The sequence below is a fragment of the Methylobacterium sp. WL120 genome (genome assembly GCF_008039465.1).
In the GTDB taxonomy this organism is placed as follows: Bacteria; Pseudomonadota; Alphaproteobacteria; order Rhizobiales; family Beijerinckiaceae; genus Methylobacterium; species Methylobacterium cerastii.
Map to the genome: position 1 here is coordinate 1 of NZ_VRUT01000085.1, position 22,302 is coordinate 22,302.

The 22,302-nt window shown below is 62.1% G+C and carries 17 protein-coding genes and 5 pseudogenes; 11 read left to right on the top strand and 11 right to left on the bottom strand.

The annotated features are described in order from the left end of the window. Positions 1–1,756: 1,756 nt before the first annotated feature. From FV229_RS16270 to FV229_RS16285, 4 genes are all read right to left on the bottom strand, one after another. Positions 1,757–3,001 carry a replication initiator protein A gene (locus FV229_RS16270; RefSeq protein WP_147752971.1) on the bottom strand — a complete coding sequence of 415 codons (1,245 nt, stop codon included), beginning with the start codon at positions 2,999–3,001 and terminating at the stop codon, positions 1,757–1,759. 48 nt (positions 3,002–3,049) lie between these two features. Then, a complete protein-coding gene (locus FV229_RS16275) occupies positions 3,050–3,370 on the bottom strand; it encodes a hypothetical protein (RefSeq protein ID WP_147752972.1) in 321 nt (106 codons plus the stop codon). Continuing rightward, the gene (gene parA, locus FV229_RS16280; protein WP_147752973.1) at positions 3,367–4,023 is read right to left on the bottom strand and encodes a ParA family partition ATPase; all 657 of its coding nucleotides are present in this window, start codon (positions 4,021–4,023) and stop codon (positions 3,367–3,369) included. Before parA ends, FV229_RS16275 begins: the two co-directional genes overlap by 4 nt. An 848-nt stretch (positions 4,024–4,871) precedes the next feature. Beyond that, positions 4,872–5,915, bottom strand: a complete 1,044-nt coding sequence (locus FV229_RS16285; RefSeq protein ID WP_147752986.1) for an IS110 family transposase — start codon at positions 5,913–5,915, stop codon at positions 4,872–4,874. A 192-nt stretch (positions 5,916–6,107) separates the two neighbouring features. Here FV229_RS16285 and FV229_RS16290 point away from each other — a divergent pair, with 192 nt between their 5' ends. From FV229_RS16290 to FV229_RS16300, 3 genes and pseudogenes are all read left to right on the top strand, one after another. Beyond that, entirely contained in the window at positions 6,108–6,920 is an 813-nt protein-coding gene (locus tag FV229_RS16290; RefSeq protein WP_147752974.1) for an IS5 family transposase, read from the top strand. Between the two features lie 12 nt (positions 6,921–6,932). After that, positions 6,933–7,112 (top strand): annotated as a pseudogene (locus FV229_RS16295) (integrase core domain-containing protein); the annotation flags it as partial. 34 nt (positions 7,113–7,146) lie between these two features. Further along, a pseudogene (locus FV229_RS16300) lies at positions 7,147–7,317 on the top strand (IS6 family transposase); the annotation flags it as partial. A gap of 54 nt (positions 7,318–7,371) precedes the next feature. On the opposite strand, the gene FV229_RS27460 reads toward FV229_RS16300, so the two are convergent. From FV229_RS27460 to FV229_RS16310, 3 genes and pseudogenes are all read right to left on the bottom strand, one after another. Next, a complete protein-coding gene (locus FV229_RS27460) occupies positions 7,372–7,509 on the bottom strand; it encodes a hypothetical protein (RefSeq protein ID WP_187275170.1) in 138 nt (45 codons plus the stop codon). Between the two features lie 109 nt (positions 7,510–7,618). Continuing rightward, positions 7,619–7,899 (bottom strand): annotated as a pseudogene (locus FV229_RS16305) (transposase); the annotation flags it as partial. 39 nt (positions 7,900–7,938) lie between these two features. Then, positions 7,939–8,172 (bottom strand): annotated as a pseudogene (locus tag FV229_RS16310) (integrase core domain-containing protein); the annotation flags it as partial. Positions 8,173–8,301: 129 nt separating this feature from the next. Between FV229_RS16310 and FV229_RS16315 the strand changes: the two are divergent. The 3 genes and pseudogenes from FV229_RS16315 to FV229_RS16325 all read left to right on the top strand — a co-directional run. Next, positions 8,302–8,403: pseudogene (locus tag FV229_RS16315) on the top strand (IS5/IS1182 family transposase); the annotation flags it as partial. Positions 8,404–8,836: 433 nt separating this feature from the next. Next, positions 8,837–11,203, top strand: a complete 2,367-nt coding sequence (locus FV229_RS16320; RefSeq protein ID WP_147752975.1) for a hypothetical protein — start codon at positions 8,837–8,839, stop codon at positions 11,201–11,203. Positions 11,204–11,515: 312 nt separating this feature from the next. After that, complete coding sequence (locus tag FV229_RS16325; protein ID WP_147752976.1) at positions 11,516–12,520, top strand: hypothetical protein; 1,005 nt, start codon at positions 11,516–11,518, stop codon at positions 12,518–12,520. A 33-nt stretch (positions 12,521–12,553) separates the two neighbouring features. Here FV229_RS16325 and FV229_RS16330 read toward each other — a convergent pair whose 3' ends face one another. Next, positions 12,554–13,741 carry an FkbM family methyltransferase gene (locus FV229_RS16330; protein WP_147752977.1) on the bottom strand — a complete coding sequence of 396 codons (1,188 nt, stop codon included), beginning with the start codon at positions 13,739–13,741 and terminating at the stop codon, positions 12,554–12,556. A gap of 295 nt (positions 13,742–14,036) precedes the next feature. Between FV229_RS16330 and FV229_RS16335 the strand changes: the two genes are divergently transcribed. The 5 genes from FV229_RS16335 (at position 14,037) to FV229_RS16355 (ending at position 19,961) form a co-directional block, all read left to right on the top strand. Continuing rightward, complete coding sequence (locus tag FV229_RS16335; RefSeq protein WP_147752978.1) at positions 14,037–14,714, top strand: class I SAM-dependent methyltransferase; 678 nt, start codon at positions 14,037–14,039, stop codon at positions 14,712–14,714. Between the two features lie 47 nt (positions 14,715–14,761). Next, on the top strand, positions 14,762–16,468 hold the full coding sequence (locus FV229_RS16340; protein WP_147752979.1) for a glycosyltransferase: 1,707 nt from the start codon (positions 14,762–14,764) through the stop codon (positions 16,466–16,468). Then, the gene (locus tag FV229_RS16345; RefSeq protein ID WP_187275171.1) at positions 16,465–18,843 is read left to right on the top strand and encodes a glycosyltransferase; all 2,379 of its coding nucleotides are present in this window, start codon (positions 16,465–16,467) and stop codon (positions 18,841–18,843) included. The genes FV229_RS16340 and FV229_RS16345 overlap by 4 nt, the downstream gene beginning before the upstream one ends. Next, positions 18,843–19,394, top strand: coding sequence for a hypothetical protein (locus tag FV229_RS16350; protein ID WP_147752981.1), 552 nt, complete (start codon positions 18,843–18,845; stop codon positions 19,392–19,394). Before FV229_RS16345 ends, FV229_RS16350 begins: the two co-directional genes overlap by 1 nt. Positions 19,395–19,541: 147 nt before the next feature. Next, positions 19,542–19,961 carry a hypothetical protein gene (locus tag FV229_RS16355; RefSeq protein WP_147752982.1) on the top strand — a complete coding sequence of 140 codons (420 nt, stop codon included), beginning with the start codon at positions 19,542–19,544 and terminating at the stop codon, positions 19,959–19,961. Between the two features lie 511 nt (positions 19,962–20,472). Here the strand turns inward: FV229_RS16355 and FV229_RS16360 are convergent. From FV229_RS16360 to FV229_RS16370, 3 genes are all read right to left on the bottom strand, one after another. Beyond that, positions 20,473–20,697: a hypothetical protein gene (locus FV229_RS16360; protein WP_147752983.1), complete on the bottom strand. Its 225-nt coding sequence runs from the start codon at positions 20,695–20,697 to the stop codon at positions 20,473–20,475. Positions 20,698–20,956: 259 nt separating this feature from the next. Further along, a complete protein-coding gene (locus FV229_RS16365; RefSeq protein WP_147752984.1) occupies positions 20,957–21,325 on the bottom strand; it encodes a helix-turn-helix transcriptional regulator in 369 nt (122 codons plus the stop codon). 295 nt (positions 21,326–21,620) lie between these two features. Then, entirely contained in the window at positions 21,621–21,803 is a 183-nt protein-coding gene (locus FV229_RS16370) for a hypothetical protein (RefSeq protein WP_147752985.1), read from the bottom strand. Positions 21,804–22,302: the final 499 nt, after the last annotated feature.

Genomic DNA, 22,302 nt, shown 5'->3' on the forward strand with positions numbered 1-22,302 from the left:
TTTCCGGGCGCTGCATCCGCAGCACCAGCTCGATCAGCTCCTCGCGGCTCAGCCGCTCAAGATCGCTTCGGCCCATCCCACGAGGGAATCAGCGAAACCCGACCCGCGCAAGGGGGTGGGTAATTACGGTGGGCGGCCCTGATCTGCAGTACGGCGTGCAACGAGATCCTAGTGACTCGGGACACAGCGTAGCCGATCCAGTACACGACCTTGCCTGGTAGCTCCGAGCAGATCCGCGCGGTGCCCTGCGTTGCGAACCCAACCTCAGACGGGTCTGCACCGAGCTGCGCCGTCTATGCGTTTGCGAGCATCGTCAGATGGGCTGGAGGAACACTGACACCCTGTTTCGAGGCCGCGACTGCTGCAAACTGGCCTGCCTACCGTGCTTCAAACCAGTATCAGGCGGTTCCATAACGTTCAGGCGACGAATTGCCGGCGCTGACATAGCGAGAAGGCCGAACATCGCACCTTGGCCGTCGAGTGCGTCCAGGCTACGCATGCGGACCCGAATGACGCGTGCGGAGGTGGAACAGGGTGCCGGTCACATAGCGCCAGCTCGCTGCCTCGATCGCAATAGCGCTGCAGATCGCGGAGCGCGAGGCCATCGCGGCCTTCCTTCGCGACACAGCTACGACCCTTGCAGATCACAACCCACTGTCTCAGACCAGCGCAGGAGCCCAGCGTCAGATTTGGACCGTGTGGCAGCGGGAATTCGCATTCTTCGGCGTATCGGTGCTCGGTGTGCCCTGCCTCCTGAATGCGCTCCAGTGGCCTCCGAACCACAAGCCCCTGATTCAAGAGATGCTCAAGGCCGGCTCGTGTCGGGTTTACGTTTACCACCATGGAGATGATGCAGGATTGTCGGAGCGGTCCTGCACACCACGGGCAACGCCCCCCTCCCGGAGATTATGCCCCTTCGACGAACCCGCGCACGGCGCATCGTCCAGCTGCTGACCCCGCAGCTCGATCCCTTCGCGATCCGGCAACACGCGGCACCGGAGATCCTCTGATTGGTGCGGCGCGCGGCAGGGCAATTTCATCCAAAGGATACCTCTTCCCTTCCGATATACTCTTCCCGGTCGCGTTGCGCCCGACCAGATCCACTGCGCTTTCCGCGAGGACAAGGCTTCTCAGGAAGGCTGTTGCGCCTGTTTCAGGCCATTTGTCTCGCTCAGTCGGTTCTGTCGCCAAAAACGTTTCCCAGCGTCGCAGAACCAGTCAGATCACGCACATTTTCGGCAGCTAAACTTGTCCGTTCTCTGGGCGGACTCAATCATTGAAATGATCGTTGGTGGCAGCTTCGATTTTGGGTGGGATAGCAGGTTTTTGCCAAAGGCGAAAAGGGGTTACTTCCTTCAGCATGGCCATGCTGCGCTGTTTTTGACAAAAACGAATCAGATCGCCTGCGCCAGATCAAGCAAGTCTGCAAGCGCTCATTTACCCGCAAGCGTGGCTGTTTTGGATAGTATCACAGGTTTTAATAAGTTTTAAGGTTTTTCAGCATGCTGCGCTGACAAAGAATTTAGCTCAATATCAATGACTTAGGTGCTGTGAAAATTGGCGATGTACGGCCTCCGGATTGGTGATGTACGGCTTGTCATTGGCGATGTACGGGATTTGGTTGGTGATGTACGGTTTTGAATTGGTGATGTACGCCCGTGACAAAAGTTATCCACAGACGTAGCCGTAGAAATCGTGCCTTGGCAGGCCCATTGGCGAAGTACGGTTTTGACAAAAACGGCCGACAAAAACGAGTTCACGCCAGTGGCAACTCAGGCTTCCCAGCCCCGCTGCCCAAGGGGACGTCAGCCTCTTCCGGTTTGCGCTCGCGCATAACCAGCACCTCTTCGCGGCGGCCCGGTGCCAGTTCCAGATCATAATCCGGGAACGGGAACATGCGCGTGCTGGCGACGAACTGTCGGACCTGGAAACTGAACTGTGGCAAGCCCTGGGTGGAGCCGCTGCGCTTGTGCAGTTCTTTCAGGCCGTAGCGGGCGGCGCCGCTCTTGCCGGCAGCGCGGCGGGCTAGCCGGTAGATGAAACGGCCGATGCCCTGCGTGATCAGGAAATACTCCGGGTTCAGGGTTAGGATCTGCGGGTTGCCCTTCTCGCGCACTACACCGTTATAGACCCAGTCCGGGATGCCGATCTCCACCATGTCGATGTTGCCGGTGGTCGTCTTGCTGATCACCTTGAACGTCTGGATCAGCGGCATCGTGACGACCTCGCGGCGGCTGCCGCCGGTCAGGTTGACGATCTTGATACGGGTGCCCTGCAGGCGGTCTAGCGCTGCTTCCAGGTCCTTGTACTGCTTGCCACCGGAGCTGCGCCGGCAGAATTTCAGGATGTGCGAGGTGCTGGGGCGATACACGCGCGCCGGCACATCGGTGCGCAGCCCCTTCTCCTGTTCCAGGCGGTAGCGTCGGGCTTCCTCGGCCAGGCTGGTCACCATGTGCAGGAAGATGTCGTAGTCGAACACCGTGGCGAGGCCGGCCGAGGCGCTGCCGTCGATCGTAATGATGCAGTCCTTGAGTTCGTAGCGGATCTCCCCTCCCCGCTTGGCCTTGCCGAGGGAAAACGGCGCGACATCCATCAGATTGACGTCGTCTTTCAGCGGGGCGTCGTAGATGCTTGGCACAAAGAACGACATCTGCGAGTCGTCCTCAGGGGCCGCGCGTAACACCGGCGCCGGCAGCTCGGCAGTCAGCGCGCCGACGATGTCGGGCTGACGCTCGTTCAGCTTCACCGCCTCTCCGAGAGCCTTGAGGGCAATATCCAGATCAGTGACCGGCTCGGGCGCGACCTTGAGATCAGCCAGGCTGCGACGGCTGTAAAAGCGCCGGAGGCGGCTCAGGGCTTCCTTGGTCAACTCCATTGTCGGGCGGCTAGTCCGCGTGCAGAACGTGTCGGCCAAGTCCTGCAGGTAGGCGTTTTTCTCGTGCAACCCCAGAATACCGAAGGCCTCCAGGGACATCAGATCAAGGCGAACGGGGGTGCTCAAAAGCGGTATTCCGTAAAATCGTAAAATTGCATTTCTGTTTTTGCTGAATTACGCTTCAGGAAATTCGCGCTCCAGCAGCTCGCGCATCATGTCGGCCATTTTGGTACCGCGACCGGCACACTGCATCTTGACCCGACGGTGCAAGCTTTCCGGCACGTCGATCGTGAAGCGGGACATCTTCTCCTTGGGCGCAGCAGCAGGCGCTGGAGCCGGTAGCGGCGCGGCCTCGACGGCTTTCAACGCCGTCACGTTGCCCCCCTCTCGATCGCTCGCCGGCTCAGCGCCTCGATTGGCGATCCAGGCATCGGCGCCAGTAGCGAGCTTGGACGTGGGTACCTTGAACGACACCGATTTTCCCCCCTTGGTCATGCGGCCTTCCTTTCTTTTTTGGTTTTTGGCTTGGTCTGAATGAGTTCGGCCGCCAGCTGCGCAACCTCCATGGCGGCTTCGCTTTTGGGATCGGCTTCGATCACGGACAAGCCCTGCATCGCGCTTTCAGCGTAGATCACGCGCTGACTGAAGCCTGCGGTCAGGACCGGAAAGCCGAACTGTTGCAACGCACTAACCACATCCCGTCCAATTGCCGTATTTACGATTCTACGATTAATCACAAAAACGGCTTTCAGATTTTCTTTGTATTGCTGGGCCTCCTTGATCAGCTGCACTGTGTCAGCCGAGGCCCACACGTCATACGGCGAGGGCTGGACTGGGATCAGCACGATATCGCTGGCTAGGATGGCCGCGCGGCCGAGGTCGTTGACTCGCGGCGCACCGTCGATGATCACCACATCATAGTCCGACGCCAGATCGGGCAGATCCTTGTGCAGGGTCGGTTTCGCCATGCTAATCACCGGGAACAGCGGCTCGCCTTCCCGGGCGGATGACCAGGCCATCGAGCTGCCCTGCGGATCGGCATCGACAAGCAGCACGCGGTTGCCGGCTTTGGCGCAGACGGCAGCGAGGTTGGTCGCCACGGTTGTCTTGCCGACCCCGCCTTTCTGGTTGAGAACCCCGATGATCATAGAGCCGCCTTTCTAGATTTACGCTTCTTTAGATTTACGATTTTCTGCAAAACCGGTTCTGTAGGTCCACGATTTCACACAAACACGACGGTGGCAACGGTTGGTTAACAACCTTTACCCGGATTACGACGAACGTGGTACGAAGGCCACATTTCTGCATCACTGCAAACACGCATAATCGTATTTCTGGCATTCAGACATTCGAGACGATAGCGCTGCTCTCGCAGCGGTGCGCTCAGGGGTCAGTTTATCGATGATAGGGGATGCCATGCATGAATGGTCACTTGGACAGTCGGCGACCGTACCCGGAGGGCTTGGTTCTGCGCCGGCTCAAACCGGGGATGAGACCGGTTGCACCTCGTCCCGATCCCTTATGACCATGAAGACCAGTGATGACTGATAGAACCGTCAAGAAAACGTAAAGTCGTATTTGTAGATTTACGACCCTCGGAGGCACATAGACTTATATTCTTTAATACCGTTGAGCCACAAATATACATTGTCGTAAAACCGTAATTCTGATAGTGCTGCTGATGCAGTAGTCTGAGAGCCCTCTCTGATTGGGGTTCGTGAGGCAAGCTTCTCCTGATCGACGTTTTCGGGTTCCGGCTGTATCGCTCTCGCGGGTCACGCGCTTCTCTTCGCGGTCGGCGCGAGGCCGCCGCATGATGGGGTTAGGAGAACGAGGCGTCTCAATCTGTTTCACGACCTGGTCTGCTGACGCGAACCGGTTCGGGACTCTCAACGAGATCGCCTCACCCATCGTCCCCACGGGAACGATCCGGGTCACCCTCGCGGGTGAAGTCTGGCCTGCCGTCGTCCAGTTCGCTTCAGCAGGCGTGTCTCGATCAGGCGGCTGCGACGGCCGCTGCCGGCTCCTTGCCGAAGCGGAACTCGGTCCCGTCGCTCCACATCCGATGGAGGATGACGGCGAGCTTGCGCGCAACCGCCACGCGGGCCCGCGCCATGCCACGGTGTCTGGCGACCTGCATCCCCCAGGCGCGCAGGCTCGACCATTTGCGCGAGGGCGTCAGCAGGGAATGGGCCGCCTCGTAGAGCGCTGTACGGGCCAGTTCGTCGCCGCAGCGGCTGACCTTGCCCTGGATGTCGGTCTCGCCCGACTGGTAGCGAGACGGTGTCAGGCCGAGATGCGCCCCGACGTTCCGGGACTGTCGGAACCGCTCCGGCTCATCGATGGTGGCGCGGAAGGCCAGCGCGGTGATCGGGCCGACGCCTGGCACACTCATCAGCCGCCGGCAGACCGCCTCGCCGCGCACGATGGTGAGGACCTGCCGGGTCAGCCGATCGAGCTGCTCCAGCACCGTGGCCAGGATCGCCAGCAGGGGCGTGACGAGCGGCAGGATCAGGGGATCGTCGGCCGCCATCTCGCGCACCCGCCCGGCAAAGGCGGCACGGGCCGGGGTGCCGAGCTTGATCCCGCCCTCGCGCAGGATCGCCCGCACCACGTTCTCGATGGCTCGCATCTCGTTGAGCACGGTGCGCCGCGCCACCAGCAGCGAACGCCAGAGCCGGGACTGGGGCGACTTGACGTGAACCTGCCGGTACCAGCCCGTGCGCGTGATCTGGGCAAGCGCGCGGGCATCGTTGCGGTCGGTCTTGTTGGGCATCGTCTTCATGGCCGCGTTGGCGAGCCGCGTCTCGATGCAGACCGCCGGTAGACCCGCTGCCCGAAGCTCGTTGTGCAGCCACGCTGTCAGCGAGCACGCCTCCAGGCCGATGCGCTCCAGCGGAAGGCCGAGCCCCGTCAGGGCGGCTACGAGCGGCTTCGGCTCGCTGGCGGTTCGCAACTCCTTGGTGAGCCGTCCCGTCTCATCGACCACGCAGATTGTGGTCTCTTCCAGGGAGACGTCGAGTCCGGCAAAGTACGTCATGGCTGCTCCTTCCTGATGCTGTGGCGATCCGACATCGACCACGATCTCACATCTCGATAGGAGCAGCCGCCTTCAGCGGAACCGCGGCGTGACCCCAATCACCCCATCTGTCCGATAAGGGGCTGAGGCAGGGTTGAGTGGCCGGGATGGCAGTGATTCCAAGAGGGTGCTGAAACCTGACCTGGATCTGCCATGTGGACCCCGACCACTCGCCGGCAGCATAGCCGTGCGGGCCTGCGCTATGAAACCGACCTGACAGATGCCGAGTGGGCGGTGATCGCACCTCTGATGCCGGAGCCGGCGCCATGTGGCCGCCCGCCAGTCTGGACGACGCGGGAGGTCCTGAACGCCATCTTCTACGTGCTGCACGGCGGCATCGCGTGGCGGCTGATCCCGAAGGACCTGCCTCCACGCATCACGAAGTACAGCTACTTCGCGCGCTGGCGCGACGACGGGCTGTTCGGCCGGATCAACCACACGCTCGTCATGGCGGACCGCGAGCGCGTCGATCGAAGCGCCTCACCCACCGCCGCGGTGCTCGATAGCCAGAGCGTGAAGACCACCGAGAGCGGTGGCCCGCGGGGCTACGACGCCGGAAAGAAGATCAAGGGCCGCAAGCGTCAGGCCCTGGTCGACACGGACGGACGCGCTCTCGTGCTCGATCCGCAGGCCGCCGACGTACAGGATCGCGATGGGGCCGGACCGGTGCTGCGCCTGTCGCGGCGGACCTTCCCGTTCATCGCCAAGGCCTTCGCCGATGCAGGCTATGCGGGCGACAGGCCCGCGACTGCAACGATCATCACCGTCGACATCGTGCGCAAACCCAAGGATCAGGTCGGCTTCGCCGTGCATCCACGCCGATGGGTGGTGGAACGCTTCTTCGGATGGATCAGCCGCAACCGACGCCTCTGGAAGGACCCGGAAGCGACCCTCGCCTCGGCCCAGGCCTTCCTCTACGCCGCTGCCGTCATGATCCTCGTTCGACGGCTGGGACGCGCCTCATGACTTATCGGACGGACTCTCAAGGAAGCCAGCGTCGTGATCGAGCAATGACGTAGGCACGACAACACCCTCCGGCCGCACTCCTCGCTCGGCTACCAGCCACCTGCGCCAGAGGTTGTCATTTGGCCAACAGAACCGAGCCGCTCAGTGCCATCCGCTCGCCCTGCCATCGTCACGCAACCGACGATGCACTAACTTCGAACATGGGCCACCAAATGGGGGCAGGCCACCGCGGGTGGGCGGCTTCCACACGTTCAACATGGCGCGGCGTACGATCCAAGGCTGCGAGGCCATGCTCTGGCTGCGCAAGGGCTTCGCCTTTGCCGGCGCACGGACGGTGCGCGAGCAGAACCACCTGCCCGCCTACTGCTTTGGACTGCCCGTCGCGAACAAAACATGAAGTGCGACTATAGGCACTCTTCTGTAGCCCGACGCCGAGTTTGCGACAATCCCCTCAGCGGTCCTTCGAGCGCAAGATCCAAACGATCCCGACCACGGGTATGATCAGCCCGAACAGCGTGAAGAAGAGAAGGCCGAGGTTCATACTGCGCCGATCGCCGCCATTCGTTCCCGCATCATCGCTCAGGTGCATGCCGCAATCCAGATCGGTAGGCAGGGAGTTTATATAGCGGGGAGCTCCTTTACGAGGAAGCCGGGGTCTACAAGGATCCGCGGCGCATAGCGACGCTTATTAGGGCGTGTCATCGCTTGAGCCAATCGAAGGCGGTCGCGAGGGAGAGGACGTCCATGAAGCTGACGGCGATCTTCTCGTAACGAGTGGCGATGGCGCGCCATTCCTTGAGCCTGGGCCAGAGGCGCTCGACTTGGTTGGGGGTGTTGGAGATCCAGTCCGGGCAGGCGACGGGCGCCTCGTGGCGCTGGGGCGGGGTCGCAGGCCGTGCGCCCATGTCCCAGAGTGCTCGCGGAAGGCGTGGCTGGTGTAGCCGCGGTCCCCGACGACCCACTTGGGCACGCCGGGAAGTGAACCGCACCGGGTTTCCCGGAGGCCATTTGGTTTGATTCAGGCTGCCAAGGTTTGCACCTCGGCGTGGGCATAGTAGCGCGCTTCGGCCTCGGCGGGAGGGATATTCCCGATCGGTTCGAGCAGACGACGGGTGTTGAACCAGTCGACCCATTCGAGGGTGGCGAACTCGACGGCCTCGAACGACCGCCATGGTCCACGCCGATGGATCACTTCGGCTTTGAACAGCCCGTTGATCGTCTCGGCCAGAGCATTGCCGTAGCTGTCGCCGAGGCCGGTGCCGGGCCATCCGTCGGCGACAGCTACGACTGTGAGAGCCCGTCCGATAATGCTCGGCGGGGGTTGAGTGGTTGGGATGGCGGTGATTCCAGAAAGGTGCTGAAGCCTGATCTGGATTGTGCCATGTGGACCCCGACCACCCGTAGGCAGCATAACCGTGCGAACCTGCGATACGAAACCAATCTGACGAATGCGGAATGGGCGGTGATCGCATCGCTGATGCCGGAGGCGGAAAAAGAGGCTGGTAACTCAGGGCGCCCCTGTATCACTTCTGGGAGATGCAGTGCGGACTATACTCCGGCGGACGGGGCGTCTAGCTCGGCTACGCTCGCCCGGCGCAGCAGCATGAAAGGCACAGCATGACGTGGCGTCGGCGCACCGACCCGATCCGCCTTGACCAAATCATGTTCTTCGCCGCAGTATATTACGAGGCCTACCTTATCAGGAAGCGCCGGGTCACAAACTGAAACCAGCTTTGGCCCATACGTGTGGCTCCTCCCGCTTAACCCATCAGTTGCGGCGTAGAAAAAGTGTCCGCGGACGCCGGTTCTCTCGGTCGCCAGGATGGTGAAATGATTGCTTGGGAACGGGCCTTGCCTGAGGATCGGACAGTGATGAGGGTCAGTTCCGTCGCGTGCGGCCAGGTGGGAAGCGGAATGTGAGCGCCACGGTCCTCTCGTTTTTTCGCCCCGCTCCCTCGACGAGTGGGGATTGGTCTCAGCAGGAACTGGCTGAGTTTTATCGCGTCGAGGCGGCCTCACTGCAGGCTGGGCTGCGACTGGCAATCGAGCGCGGGCTGAGCGATGAGGGCGACCCTTGGCTCGTGTTTTGCCGGGAGGAAGGGGACGTCTTCCTGCACTTTGCGCGCGTCGATGGTGCCTACGTCATTGTCAGCGACATGCTGGGCGAGCCTCTCGTCGGACCTGACTTTCGGGCGCTTCTGGCCGAGCTCGTGGCACAGAACCCGAGCGTCCTGCCGATTTACCGAAACGCAGCAGGATCGGGCGGAGCGAAGCAGGGCGCGCAGGTTCTGATGCACCCCGCGGCGCTCCTGGCCGCGATCGTGGCAACAACGTGTTTATTCTCCTCGATGGGCGAAGCAGTCGCCGGCGAAATGCAAGATGGCATTGGCATGCCTCATGGAGCGTCAGACGCTGCTGCCTCGTCCGATAGCGCCGACATCCCATTTATCCACCTGGGCACACATGTGTCAGAGACCGATCCGACAACCCGGAGCCGAACCAACGAATCACGCGAGCTCGCAACGACCGTCAGCCTTGTTGTGGCGTGTATGGCGTCGTTGCTGACCCATGATGGCCTTGCCACGACGTCGCCGAGCTCGGGTGGGCTGAGTCCTTGGGATGGGGGGCTGAGCAGCTCGACGAGCGTGCACGCGGTGGGGCCCCGCCTGACAACGTCAGAACAGCAAACCGTAGCGCGAGAGGCAGCCGCCAAGTCAAGATCCGAAGTGGCGTTGGACGCCGCCGCGAGTTCTCAAACTGAGCCTGGAAGCCTGTTTTCTGCTCTACCCGCCTCGCAGCAGGGGAACGGGATTTCGCTGACCGCGCCGAATGGGACCATCATCGCTTTCACCCTCGACTTGGCCAATTTCGGGCCATCACCACGAGATCTGCCGGCCGCCGGCGGGGAGCAGATGGCGCATATCATGCTTGCGCCAAGCTCCGGTCATGCTCAACCCGTCCCGTCCCGTGGGCCCGATGTTCCGAGCGCTAAGCCCAGTGAGCTGCCAAGCGCGAACGCATCCACGCCAGCGGGCACCCCGACAGCCGGCTCAAGCCTGGAGGGTGCTGGGACGCCATTAGCGAGCAGTGAAGGGCTGACGCAAAGTCATGCCGCCAGCTCAAGTGGCGGCCTACCAAGTGTCGCTCGTGCCACAACGAATTCCAGTGCTGCCGTGATCGCTCCGGCGGCGGCATCGGCTACAGAAATGCAGACCACACCGACTCATGTCGATGTGAGCACGAAGTCGACGGCTTCCTCGGCCACGACGTCCGTTCTCCTCGTGGATGCAACGTCGAGCAAATTCAGCCTTGTCTCACCGGGATCAGACTTTCTGGCAGGCAAGAAACTGTCTGAGATCTTCCGCGATGATACGAGCTTGACGAGCCAGAACATCTCAAAATTTCTACATTCCCTCATAAGCCAGAACGCCGGCGATCATCCGGCAGATCTTGTCAAGGGTGGATCGACAACTCATGACCTCGTCCTCGACAAGGTTGATCTGACAGGCCCGGCCGTCGGCGCCCTCACAACCAGCCTGACGACCGAACCAGCCTCGATGCAGGTCGCCGAACCAACAAAGCCGAACGTGTCCGTGGGATCGGCAGGTGCGGCCCAAAGCCTCCCTCCCACGAGTTTGACGAACAAAACGGCTGCAGGCCAGGCGGATGCCTCTGGCAATGCTGAGGTTTCTCTTGCTCATACCGGGAACCACAGCACGACAGATCCGGCAGCTCAGCCCATCTCGAAAGGAGCGGTTCCGACGGAGGGGCTCACATCCTCCGAAACATCGGTGAACAAAACGCTCGTCGCGGCGAGCACAGACGCCATGGGCTTGCCGCCGGTCGGCACAGGCGGTGGAACTGTACCAGCGCCGAATTCCCTCAACCCGACGGAGGCAACACCGGTCACGGCGCTTGGTGTGTCCATGGTTACATCTGTTCTGCCGGGTAAGACGGACTCGACTGCGATCGTCGATCACACAACGGCGCTACAGTCAGCCACGGTGCTGTTCAGTAATGCGAATACCGCGTCGCAGACGATTTCGCTGAGCCTGTCAGGAAAGACCGGCATCCTCGATGACGACCAGTTGAAAATCATTGATAGCTTCATTGCGCATACGCCCAATATGCAGATGAAGATTGTCGAGAACATGTTGCAGCTTTACGACCCTACGCTAATTGACAACGCAAGTATCCGCCCCGTGTCTTGGGACATCGGTGGCGGATCAATCGTTCAGATCGTCGGCCTTCTCGACGCACCTCATCCCGGTCTAATGGGTTGAGACGAACTCGGCCGCGGACCCTGCCACGTCGGTCCATACGGTGGCCCAGCACCTCATGCGTCGCGTCCGCCACATCTGCACCCTGGCGCACCTTGTTAGAGCCGACGAGGATCTCCCATCAGAGGCCTGCCCGGGGCCAACCTTAATCAGGGGCAAAGCAGAAGGACGTGAGTGCGGTTGGCCCGAACTGCATGGACCCATCATTCGGATCATCGCGCTGGCCAGTGGTAGACACGTACGCCCGTTTGCTACAGGGAAGCGAACACGCCCCCAATGAGAGCCCGTCCAGCCACGGGACGGCTGAAAGGCAATATGGCGATTGATCTGACGGACTCACAGTTCTGGAGGCGTTACGTTCCTTTCTGGAATCCCCTGAGTGACGTTCCATTCGTTGAAACGGCCCATCAGACCTACTCCGTGCCAACGGCAGACGGTGAGCTTACCGTCAAGAGTATGTTGTCGAGTTTGGAACTGGCGCTCCTCTATGCTCTGGCGCGGGATCACTGGACCGGGGAAGGAGAGATCGTCGATCTTGGCTGCCTCTATGGTCTGACGACGCGAACTATGGCGGAGGCCGTTGCTCAAAACACGCATGTATCGCAGGCCGAAAAAGCGCAGCGGATATATGCCTATGATCTGTTTCTCGCCGAGGATTACGATTGGTGGTCTCAAGCGTCATCGACAGTTCACGCTGGCAGTTGGTTTTCCGACTTTCTCAAGATCAACCGCGACCGCCTCGATATGCTGGTTCCCTGTCCAGGCGATCTCTTGCGGATGAGCTGGGGCGCTAAGCCGATCGAGATTTTGATGATTGACGCCGCTAAATCGTGGGATCTTAACGCCTGGATTGTCCGAAAAATGTTCCCCAATCTTATTCCGGGAAAGAGTGTTGTCATTCAGCAGGACCAAGTGCACTCCATCGAGTATTGGATTACCATAACGATGGAATACTTTGCTGAAAAATTTGATTATATTGATACGATCTATGGATCGTCGGCATTCTATCTTTGCAAGGCGCCGATCTCCGAGGAAGAAGCGCGGGTCGATTTACAGGCGATGCCGCTTGCGGAGAAGGAGCGGCTGCTGCTGTCCGCGATAGCCCGGGGGCGGCTCTCCTTGCGGGAAGCGCTGAAGGTGACCCATGCCCAGCTGCTGATCGATCATGGTGAGGAGGCCAGGGCGCGCGCGGTCCTCGACGAGATGTCGACGGAGCGTTTATCAGCTGACCCCGCCTATGACTTCTCGGAAGTGGCTCGTGCCGACAGGGATCGGCTGCTCACATCTCTGGATGCGACCGCTCACTCAGGCGCCTCATGAGGGGTGGGTGCGCAGCCTCCTGCCGTCCTGAAGCTACGTTGCCGAGATCGTGAGGGCATCAACCTTGATCTGCAGTCGCGCGGCTTTGACGAGCGAAATATCGCGTGCTGCAGCCAGCCAGCGTTCTTCAGCCTCCAAAGTGGCGATCCGAGCGCCGCGCTGCTCGGCGAGGTTTGTCTGGGCAGCAAGTGCGGCCTCTTTTGCTTGCATTAGAGTCGTCTGCTCTTGCATGAGCCCGGCCAACTCCAGGGCGAACAGGTCCCGCTCCGCGATGCGCAAAGCCGCGGACTCGGCTGTTTCTGCCTGCATCAGGGTCGTCTGCTCTTGCATGAGCCCGGCCAACTCCAGGGCGAAAAGGTCCCGCTCGGCTGTCAATTGTTGCGCGAGCCGGTCACGTTCATCGACGCGTAACGCGCATTCCCTCGCCCAGGCATCCCTTTCGACACGCAGACGGTCCCGTTCTGCTACCAATCCCCGAATCCCGCCCTCGGGAATCTGATCCAGCGTTGCGCGAGCCGATGCGACGTAGTCGACGCGGCGATCCGTGTGAGGGATTAGGAAGTGATCGAAGACGTTTGGTGGGGCATCAAACAGTCCCTTGCGCCACGCATCTTCGTCGCGAACGTAATAGCGATTGAGCCCATCGAAGTAGCAGAACTGATAGCCCTTCCCCAAAAGGCCGTCTTCCCACGCATTGGACGATAGCGTGATGCTGTCGGGCTCGGTCGCTTCGATCACCAGGATGCGGGGACGCACTGTCGTGAACGGGTAGGCCTCCAGGATCGGACCTTCCGCGCCCTCGACGTCGATTTTCAGAAAATCGATCGTGCGCCCATCCGTATGCTGCTCGAACAAGTCGTGGAGGCTCAAGGCGTCGACGTCGATCATCCCCTCGGCCTGCTGCCCACTTGCCGTGTGCTGCTCTGCGATGTCACCGACGGTCGTCGAAAGTCCGTCGAAGAGATGCAGCCGCAAGGTGCCGGATTGCCCGCCGACGGCGGCTTGGAGGTTCACGTCGTGTGGGCGCTGCTCGCGCAGCAGTGCCTGAAACCGCGGGTTGGGCTCGACGTTGATCCCGGTCCAACCTTGCGAGTAAAACCAGTAGCTGACGTTGTCGATTACGGGATGAAAGGCTCCGATATCGATGTAGAAGCCGCGCGTGATCTCGGGGAGGGCGCGGCGGAGCAACACGTCTTCGAAGTTTTGGGCGTAGGTGACCATCGCAGGCAGAACCCGACGCGCGGTCCAACTTGGAACGGAGATCGGAGCACGGTCCTTCCTTAAGATCACCTCGCCGGAGGCGCGGCGGTATCGTCGAACTCGAGTTGCCACGTTTGGTCTCGCCTCAACAGCGGAGCCCTGTTAGAGAGGCGCCGCGTCTCATGTTCCAGATGCGAAGTGGCTTATAGACCTCTGCGGCGAACGGGAAGGCGCCTCATGCCAGTCCGTGAGGAATGCCGCTGTCGCGCGAGCAGGGACGGCCGGGTCACAGGGGCGTTTTTGCCAGAGGTTCGCAATGTTCGATGATCTCATGTTTCCGGGCGTGCTCGGTGACCATTGGCAAATGATGCAATGGGAGCGCATCGGGCTGACAGGTGTCCTGTCGCGGGTCCGTCCAAAGGGCGCGCTCGAGGTGGGCGTCTATCACGGCGGCAGTCTCAGTCTCACCCATCAATATGCCGGTCAGATCATTGCGATCGATATCGACCCGGAGGTTCGCGGCCGATTCCCCGTCCCCGACAATGTCGATCTGCGGATAGGACCGTCCCAGACCTTAATTCCAGAGGCGCTCGCGGATTTTCAGGCGCGCGGTATCCCCCTTAACTTTGTTCTAATCGACGCAGATCACTCAACCTCTGGCGTCAAACGCGACCTCGAATTGGTTCTTGCCTACCAGCCGGCCGAGCCGCTTGTGATCCTCATGCATGATTCCGGCAACCCGGACACGCGACAGGGGATCCTTGCCGTCGACTGGTCCGCCAATCCCCACCTGCACTTCGTCGACTGCGACTTCATTCCAGGCCAGATCATCGAGCATGCCGTGACCGAAACGTCCGGCGAGATCTGGGGCGGCCTCGGGCTGGCCTACCTCGACCCAACCCCACGTACCGGCGCGGCCGAGATACGCCAGAGCGCGAGAACCTCTATCCGCTGCCTTCACCATTGTGGACCGGACCTCACTATTTTGCGCTGAGCCACCCATCCTTTAAGGAGCCTCCAGTCAGTGTGTGAGGATGCTCGGTGAGCCGGATCGTTGTCGTCAGCAACCTGTTTCCACCCGTTGTCATGGGTGGTGCCGAGATCGTGGCCCATCGCCAGGCCACTGCGTTGGCCGCCGAGGGGCATACGGTTGCGGTGTTCGCGGGCGGTTATGCCGAGGAGGGACGGGAGCCCGGATCCCTGACGCTGGAGTCGGGGAATGACTTCCCGATCTATCGCTTGGCTTTGACCTCGCTTCACCCCTCTGAGAATTTTTACCGACCCGAGGAGGAGAAGCGCTTCCTGTCGGTGCTCGCCACGCATCAAGCTGATCTCGTACACTTCCACAACGTTGCGGGTCTTGGCTATAACCTGATCCCCGCCGCGAAGGCGTTCGGCGCCCGAGTCATCGTCACGCTTCACGACCATGGCGGCTTCTGCTTCAAGAATACGCTGTTGCGCAATGATGGCCAGCTCTGCACCGACAGTGAAGAATGCGCGGTCTGTTTGCCCGCGATAAGTGCAGCCGAGGGCGAGATCCTGCCGATCCGCATGCGGCGCGATTACGTGGCCTGGTGCCTGTCTCAAGCCGATCAGCTGCTAAGCCCGAGCGCCTACCTTGCCGAGGCCTTCGCGAGCGCGCAGGTCGTATCCCGGCCGGTGAAGCATCTTTCGAATGGCATCCCGACTACATCGATCGCTGTCGAGACGAAGCCCGCGATCCCGCCGATCCGGTTCACTTGTTTCAGCTATCTCGGTGAGCACAAGGGCATTGCAACGCTGCTGAACGCGGCCGAGGCGCTGGCCCAGGATCCCGCCCTTGATGGGCTGTGGCAACTGACGATCGCCGGGCACGGCCATCTCGCGGACGGTCTGACACAGGACATCGCCGCGGGCCGGTTTGGAACGAGTGTACAGTTTGCCGGCCGGCTGCCGCATGCTGAGGCGCTTGCCTGCCTTGCCCGCACCCACGTCGTCGTGCTGGCCTCGCATTGGCCGGAGAACGAGCCAGTCACCCTCCTTGAGGCGATCGCCTCGGGAACCGCTCAGATCGCCACCCGGATCGGCGGCAATCGCGAGCTCGTCGATGAGGACCAGTCGGGCTTTCTGGTCGAGCCCGGCAATGCCACGGATCTTGCTGACGCGATGCGCCGGTTCATCCAATATCCGGACCTCGTCCAACGCTTCGGGACCCACAACGCGCAGCGCCGCGTCCGTTTCGACGAAGCCCATACGCTGGACCGCCTCAAGATCCTCTACGAGACGCTTCCTGCCGCAGCACCCGAAGCGGACGACATCGTGGTCGTGTGCGCGGGGCGGGCACCATCCCCGGCTTTTGCGCGCAAGCTCCAGATGATGTTGGGTCGGTTCCACTTGGCGGAGGACATGGACAGACGCGTGCGTTTTGTCTGGCACGCCTGGGCGGGTTCGTCAGTTTGGCGTCAGGCTCAGCTTCTGTGGCTATGGGGAGAGACGGGCACGGCAGAATTGCCGCTTGTGACGCGAGCTTTACGCGCGGGAATCCCGGTCCTTGCCCCGCAAGACTCACCTCTCGCAGACGCGACCAAAGCCGGGAGTGTGGTCGGTGTCTATGCCTCGCTCCTCGAAGCCGTCGGCCAGATTGCCGCCCTGCAGGACATGCCTGGAAATCAACCGGGCCTGTCGTGTGCCGGAACGAGCACAGCTCGTTTTCTGAATGCGATCGCCCCCCGCGCCAGTTTCCATCTGCCGGTGCGAGCACTTACGTGAGCCCGAATGCTCGTCTGATTGCAAAGCCCCGCGTCCTTATTGCCAACGAGCGATTCCTCGCGCGTTTTGGCGTGGACCGCATCCTCGTGCTCTTAGCCGAGCACCTCGTTGCAAATGGCGTCGAGGTATCCTTCGCGTGCTGCCGCTGCGACCGGGCGGTGCTTGAGCGGATCAGTGACAACATCCTTGAGATCCCGCTTCCCGAAGGACTCGATGTTGCCGGTGCTGACGCCCATGTCGCGCAGCAACTCCTCGCGTCCTGGATCGAGGCGCCCGTCGACACGATCGTCACGGGCGGCTGGCCGTTCTTTGGAATCGCCGCGCGGGCGAGCGCCGCCGGGGTCGCCAGCCACTTCATCGATGCAGGCGCGGTGCCCCACGATGGTATCCCGGACGAGGCCCTGCCGGTGCAGCAGGAATTGCGGCGACTGCGCCAGGGCACACTCCCGGCGATCGACACCATCCTGCCGATCAGCCGCTTCATTCGCGAAAGCCAGACGGAGCCCGATCGGGGCGGTGGACACGGCGTGCGGACCGTCCTCCTCGGGGGCGATCACATGGCCCGGTCCCCAGCTGAAGCGAGGGACAGCCAACAGGCTGAGAGCGAGGCCAAGCTTTTGGCCAAGCTCGACGCGCACTGGGCCGCGGGAGCCCAGCTGATCCTGGCGCTGGGCCGTGCGGAGCCCACGGGCTACAAGAACGCGCCGGCAGCTTTTGAGGTCCTGCGCGACGTGCGGGCCGCGGGCCTCGACGCGCACCTCCTGCTGCTGGTCGGGCCCGACACCTTCTCCGTGCCGAACGATCTCAGCGACGTCGTCACCTTACTTCCGACCATAAGCGACCCGGGCTTGCAGGCCGTGATGGAACGGTGCGCGCTGGGCCTGAGTCTCTCACTATGGGAAGGATTCAACCTTCCCATCGCTGAGATGCAGTGGTTGGACCGGCCTGTCTTGGCCTTTTCCATTGGTGCTCATCCCGAGGTGATCGCCGACCCGTGGTTCCTGTGCCAGTCCCAGGCCGAGATGGTGCGCAAAGCCGTCTCGCTTCTCACCGACGGCGTCCCCGAGACGGTCACCGCGTTGCAACGCTTCGAGCAGTTTCGCGAACGGTTCACCTGGGCCGCGACGCTCGCGCAGTGGACCCACGCCATCCTGAAGCCGCTGCATGCTCCCCAGCAGCCCGAACGGGAAGTCGGCCGCCGCCTCGTCCTAATGGACGTCTCGAACTCGGCCCGCGATCCGGCCAATTCCGGCGTGATCCGGGTGACGCGTCGACTCGCGGCTCAGCTTGCGGAATACGTGGAGTTCGACCTTCTGTTCGTACGCTGGAACGAACAGGAAAGCCGTTACGATCGTCTGTCGGGGTACAATTATCCGTTCCTGTCGAGCAATGCTGGGCCTCGTGACTGGATTGGGCTGACCGCCGACACGTTCGGCGATCCCGCACCGCTGTCACGGCTGACTGGTGCGGGCGATCCTCACAGCACGCGCGATCCCGTCCTGTTCCTGCCAGAGGTCATCCTCGACGGAACGGGCCCAGCGCGCGTGGCCTGGGCGCGCGCGCAAGGCTACCGGGCGGCGTTTCTGTTCTACGACATGTTGCCGGTCTATGAGGCCCGTTACGTCGACGGGGCCGTCGCCGCGGCATTTCCGGCTTATCTCGCGGCACTGCGCGCGGCCGATGCCTTCTACGCGATCTCGGGCTTCAGCCTCAGCGAATGCGAGCGCTGGCATCGCGAGGCGGGCGAAGTCCTCCCGGAGCGGCGCGAAACCATCTGGCTGCCCGCCCAGTTCGGTGACCATCCTCGCGTGCGAACGGCGCCTGAGCCCTCGGAGACGGTCGAGATCCTGTGTGTCTCGACGATCGAGCCGCGCAAGAACCACCGGCTCCTCATTGAGGCATTCCAGACCCTGCGCCGGCGTCGGCCGGACCTGTCGGTTAGGCTCAACCTCGTGGGCAACAGCTATGGGGGAGCCGAGGGCCTGGCGGATTGGGTGCGTCTGGCCCAACGGGCGGACGATCGCCTGGTCTGGCACGGCATCCTGACCGACGAGGCGATCGCGGCCCTCTACGCGCGCGCCAGCTTCACGGTGTATCCCTCACTCGCCGAAGGCTTCGGCTTGCCCATCATGGAGAGCCTGTGGATGGGGCGCCCGTGTCTGTGTCATGAAGGCGGGGTTATGGCGGAACTCGCCGAGACGGGGGGCTGCCTGACCGTCAACATGGCAAGCGTGTCCGAGGTGACGGCCGCGCTCGAGCAGATGATTGTGAATGCGGATCTGCGCGACGTCCTGAACCGTCAGGTTCTCACCCGTGCGATCGACACCTGGGCCACCTATGGCGCAGCGATCGCGGATCGCCTTCGGGAGCTTTGATGACGCACGCCTCGACTTCCCTCGATGAGAGCGACTTGCGCGAGCAGTTCACGCAGGCCGCGGCGCGTCGCCGAACTCTCTTCGCCGCACGGGACGCACTCTCCGCCGCGATCCTAAGCGAGGCTGACCATTTTACGGGCCCGTCCGGTTCGCTGGCGCCGTCCGCTGCGTCACGGGCTCCCGAGCCCGCATCAGGACCGATCGTTTCCCTGCCCAAACCTCCTCAGCCGAAAACCTGGTGGGAACGCCGCGCAGCCGCTGCCCGGCAGCGCAAGCGACGCGAGGCCATTCTAGCCGCCCGTCTCTTCGATGCGACTTGGTACCGGGCTCGCAACCTCGACGTGGCCTCCGCTGGGATGGATCCCCTCGCGCATTTCCTGGAGCACGGCAGTTTTGAGGGGCGGTCGCCCGGGCCTGGTTTCGACGCGATCGCTTATCTCGCCCGCTACCCTGACGTGATGGCCGGAGGGCTCGAGCCCTGGGTTCACTATACCCTTCACGGCAAGGCTGAGGGGCGGGTCACACAAGCGGTGCCATCATCCCTCCTGTGAGCACCATTATGTCATTGACGCGCGGCTCCAGAGGGCAAGACAAGCGTACTCCCCGAAACGGGAACGAGCGCTTCGGGCTGAGCGCTATTCCATCCCAAGATTAGACAGCCGCCGCTCAGGGCGCGCAGACAGAAAAAGGACCCAGCAATGGCTAATCCAACCGATCAACTTGGAATTTATGTCGATATCAGCAAGAACGTCGTCCCACGTTTGAACTTCACGCTCGGTGGTCACACGACGAATGTCGATATCGACACGGCCGGCGCATCTGAACTCGCTGGCTCGCTTCTGATGTCGAGCTTCATCTGCAGCATCGGCAAAAGCCTGCCGGAGGGCACTCCGATCTCTTCCGGCCAATTGCCGGTGGCCTCGGTCGAGGGGCAGGTCGACGCGGCGACCAACCTGCCCACTTTGGTCCTGACCTTGATCGGAGGCGCCAAGCTCACCTTCGTCATGTCTGCAGATCTCGCAGCGCAGAGCTCGATCACCCTGTTGACACAGGTACGGGCAGTCACCCCGCTTGAGCAGGCGGATGAAGGTTCAAACGACAAGCCCAAGATGCAGTGAGCATCACCCGCGCCTCAGATATGAGGGGCAATTTGGTACCAAGGATTATGCTATTAACGAGGAACCCCAACCTCGACCTGTAGCAAGTCTCGGTCGAGCCTGCAGCATTAGCTGATCCAACCTAAGTGCTGGACCCCAAGCTTAATCCAGGGCGTGGTCAATGAACCCAGCCTCAGGGTTGAATGGGGAAGCCTTCTTGGCCAGTTTCCGGCTCTGCGGTTGTCAAACAGCGTTGAATATTGGTTCATCCGCACTTCCGGTGCTGACGGGCGATTGGGGGCTGATGGGTAGAGTTGCACCGGCTCCTAGCTGTTAATCATGCAACATGAAGCCCCCGCTGCTGCAGGAGGTCGAAGCCGGCACGACCGTGCCGCAATCGAAAGCGATCCGGTGCGGTCTCTCGACATTAAGCGATCCAACGTCGAACGATATCGACACCGCCACCGAAGCCCCGCGCCCGCAGTTCCCGGTGCAAGGCGGCACCGCTGCGGAGCCCCTCCTGCTAACGGGCTTAGGCAAAGCTGCGATGCTGGTCGAGCAGAAGCAGTCCCAGCGCTCGGCGATACGGGACGAACGTGCCGGCCCGCAGGTAGCTGCGCACCGTGTTGCGGGCCAGCCCGGTCCGGTGCGTGATCTGCAGGATCGGCAGACCCTCCGCATGGATACGCAGGACATCGTCGAAGCGCCTAGGGCGGTTCTCGCTCGGTTGCGAGAGAGATGGCGTGGGAGCGGGCACGGCTGGTATGCTACCGGAAGAAGACCGCGAAGTCCGGCCGCCTGCTGGATCTGTGTCTGGTGGCGCACAACGACGGAACGGAGGGCTTCGGAGACGTTGACCAGAAGGGTGCCAGCGGTCGGCGACCTGAATGGCAGCGGGGGGCGCCGCTGAGGGCGGCTTCGGCGTAGGGGCCTGCCCCGTCCCGGCTGACGACAGTGATGCCCGGATGCGCCTCGAGCCAGTCCCTGACTGAAGCGGACGAGCGGCCCGGCAGCAATCAGGGGGATACGAGACGAAGCCCCGGCTTCACGGCCGCTTTTTCAACCGCCGCGCCCTGGGCCGGCTGAGCCTCAGGATCGAATAAAATCGCTGCTGTCTCAGGATCGTAATAGGGCAGAATCATCCTGACGAAGTCCCGTGCTTCGATACCCAAAGCCTCCGCCCAGACCCGGAACTTGTCTGGCGGGATCCGGCCCCGGCCGGTCTCCAGCTGAGAGATAAAAGTGTAGACGCCACCGCCCACGAGCGCGCACAAGTCGCGCTGCGAAAGGCCCCGCGCCTCGCGCAGAGACTTCAGAAGACGACCGGCCTCGCGGCGGAGCTCCTGAACTTCTGGGCTAGAGAGGCGCTGATGGTTGCTGAACATCGTTCCCGACCTGACGAAATGCGGCTATGCAGTTAACCCCATACCCTGACTGTATGAATCCCGAGGGTTCAGTCAATGGGCAGAGTTGAGCGATCTGCTCATTGAAGAGGCATTCTCACGGGAAAACCGCAACGAGGCGACGATCCTGGCGCCACATTGCGCTAAGACCACAGTGAGGAACACCCCGGTTACCGTTCCGCTCCGTGCCCCTAGCCCCTGCGTGGCTTGCATCACGCGCCCGGTCGATGAACGAGTGCGTGGACAAGCCGTCGGAACTCGGCCGTCGTGAACGACGTCAGGCTCCGGTCCCCCGGATCGTGCAGCTTGGGCGTGTGGAACTGCTCGAAATGCTCGCCCGCCCCGCGCGCTGGCGCTCGTAGCTCGCCAGCTTCTCCCGTCGCTCGGGCAGGCTGCGGAAGACCCAATCGAGGTGGATGAAGAAGGCGTCCTCCGGCGCGAGCAGAAATTCGTCGAGCACGAAGCCGGGCGTGTGGATTGCGCCCGTATGGACGACCGTGCGGCCTGAAAACGTGCCATTGCGGGTTCAAGTGGGTTGGCGCTGGGGCCTAGAAATAGAAGTCCTTCAGGTGCAAGGAGAGCAGCTAGCCTCCCTGCCAGAGGCCGTCGCGGCGTAAGCAGGCCACGGCAGCCACGTGGACGCCGCCTAGGGAGTTGCACTGGTCGGCGGCCTCTCACGTCGTCAGGAGCCGTTCGGCGAGACCAAGTTTGCCGTAGACATGCCAAGCGATCATGGCCTGTATGGAGCGCGACGCGGCGTCCAACGCTTCTGGATGTCGGAAGAAGACAGCATCTGCCCAGAGCAGGCGGTCGCCTATGACAGTACCAGAAGTGATCGGCCCCCACGAGGTGGTCCAAGGGTAAAGTTAGTGCACGGTGGGCCGCTCCGCCACGGGTAGCTTGGCCGGCGGAGCTGGTCTGGCGAGCGCAGCCGGCCAAGCGGAGAAGGCTGGCATGAA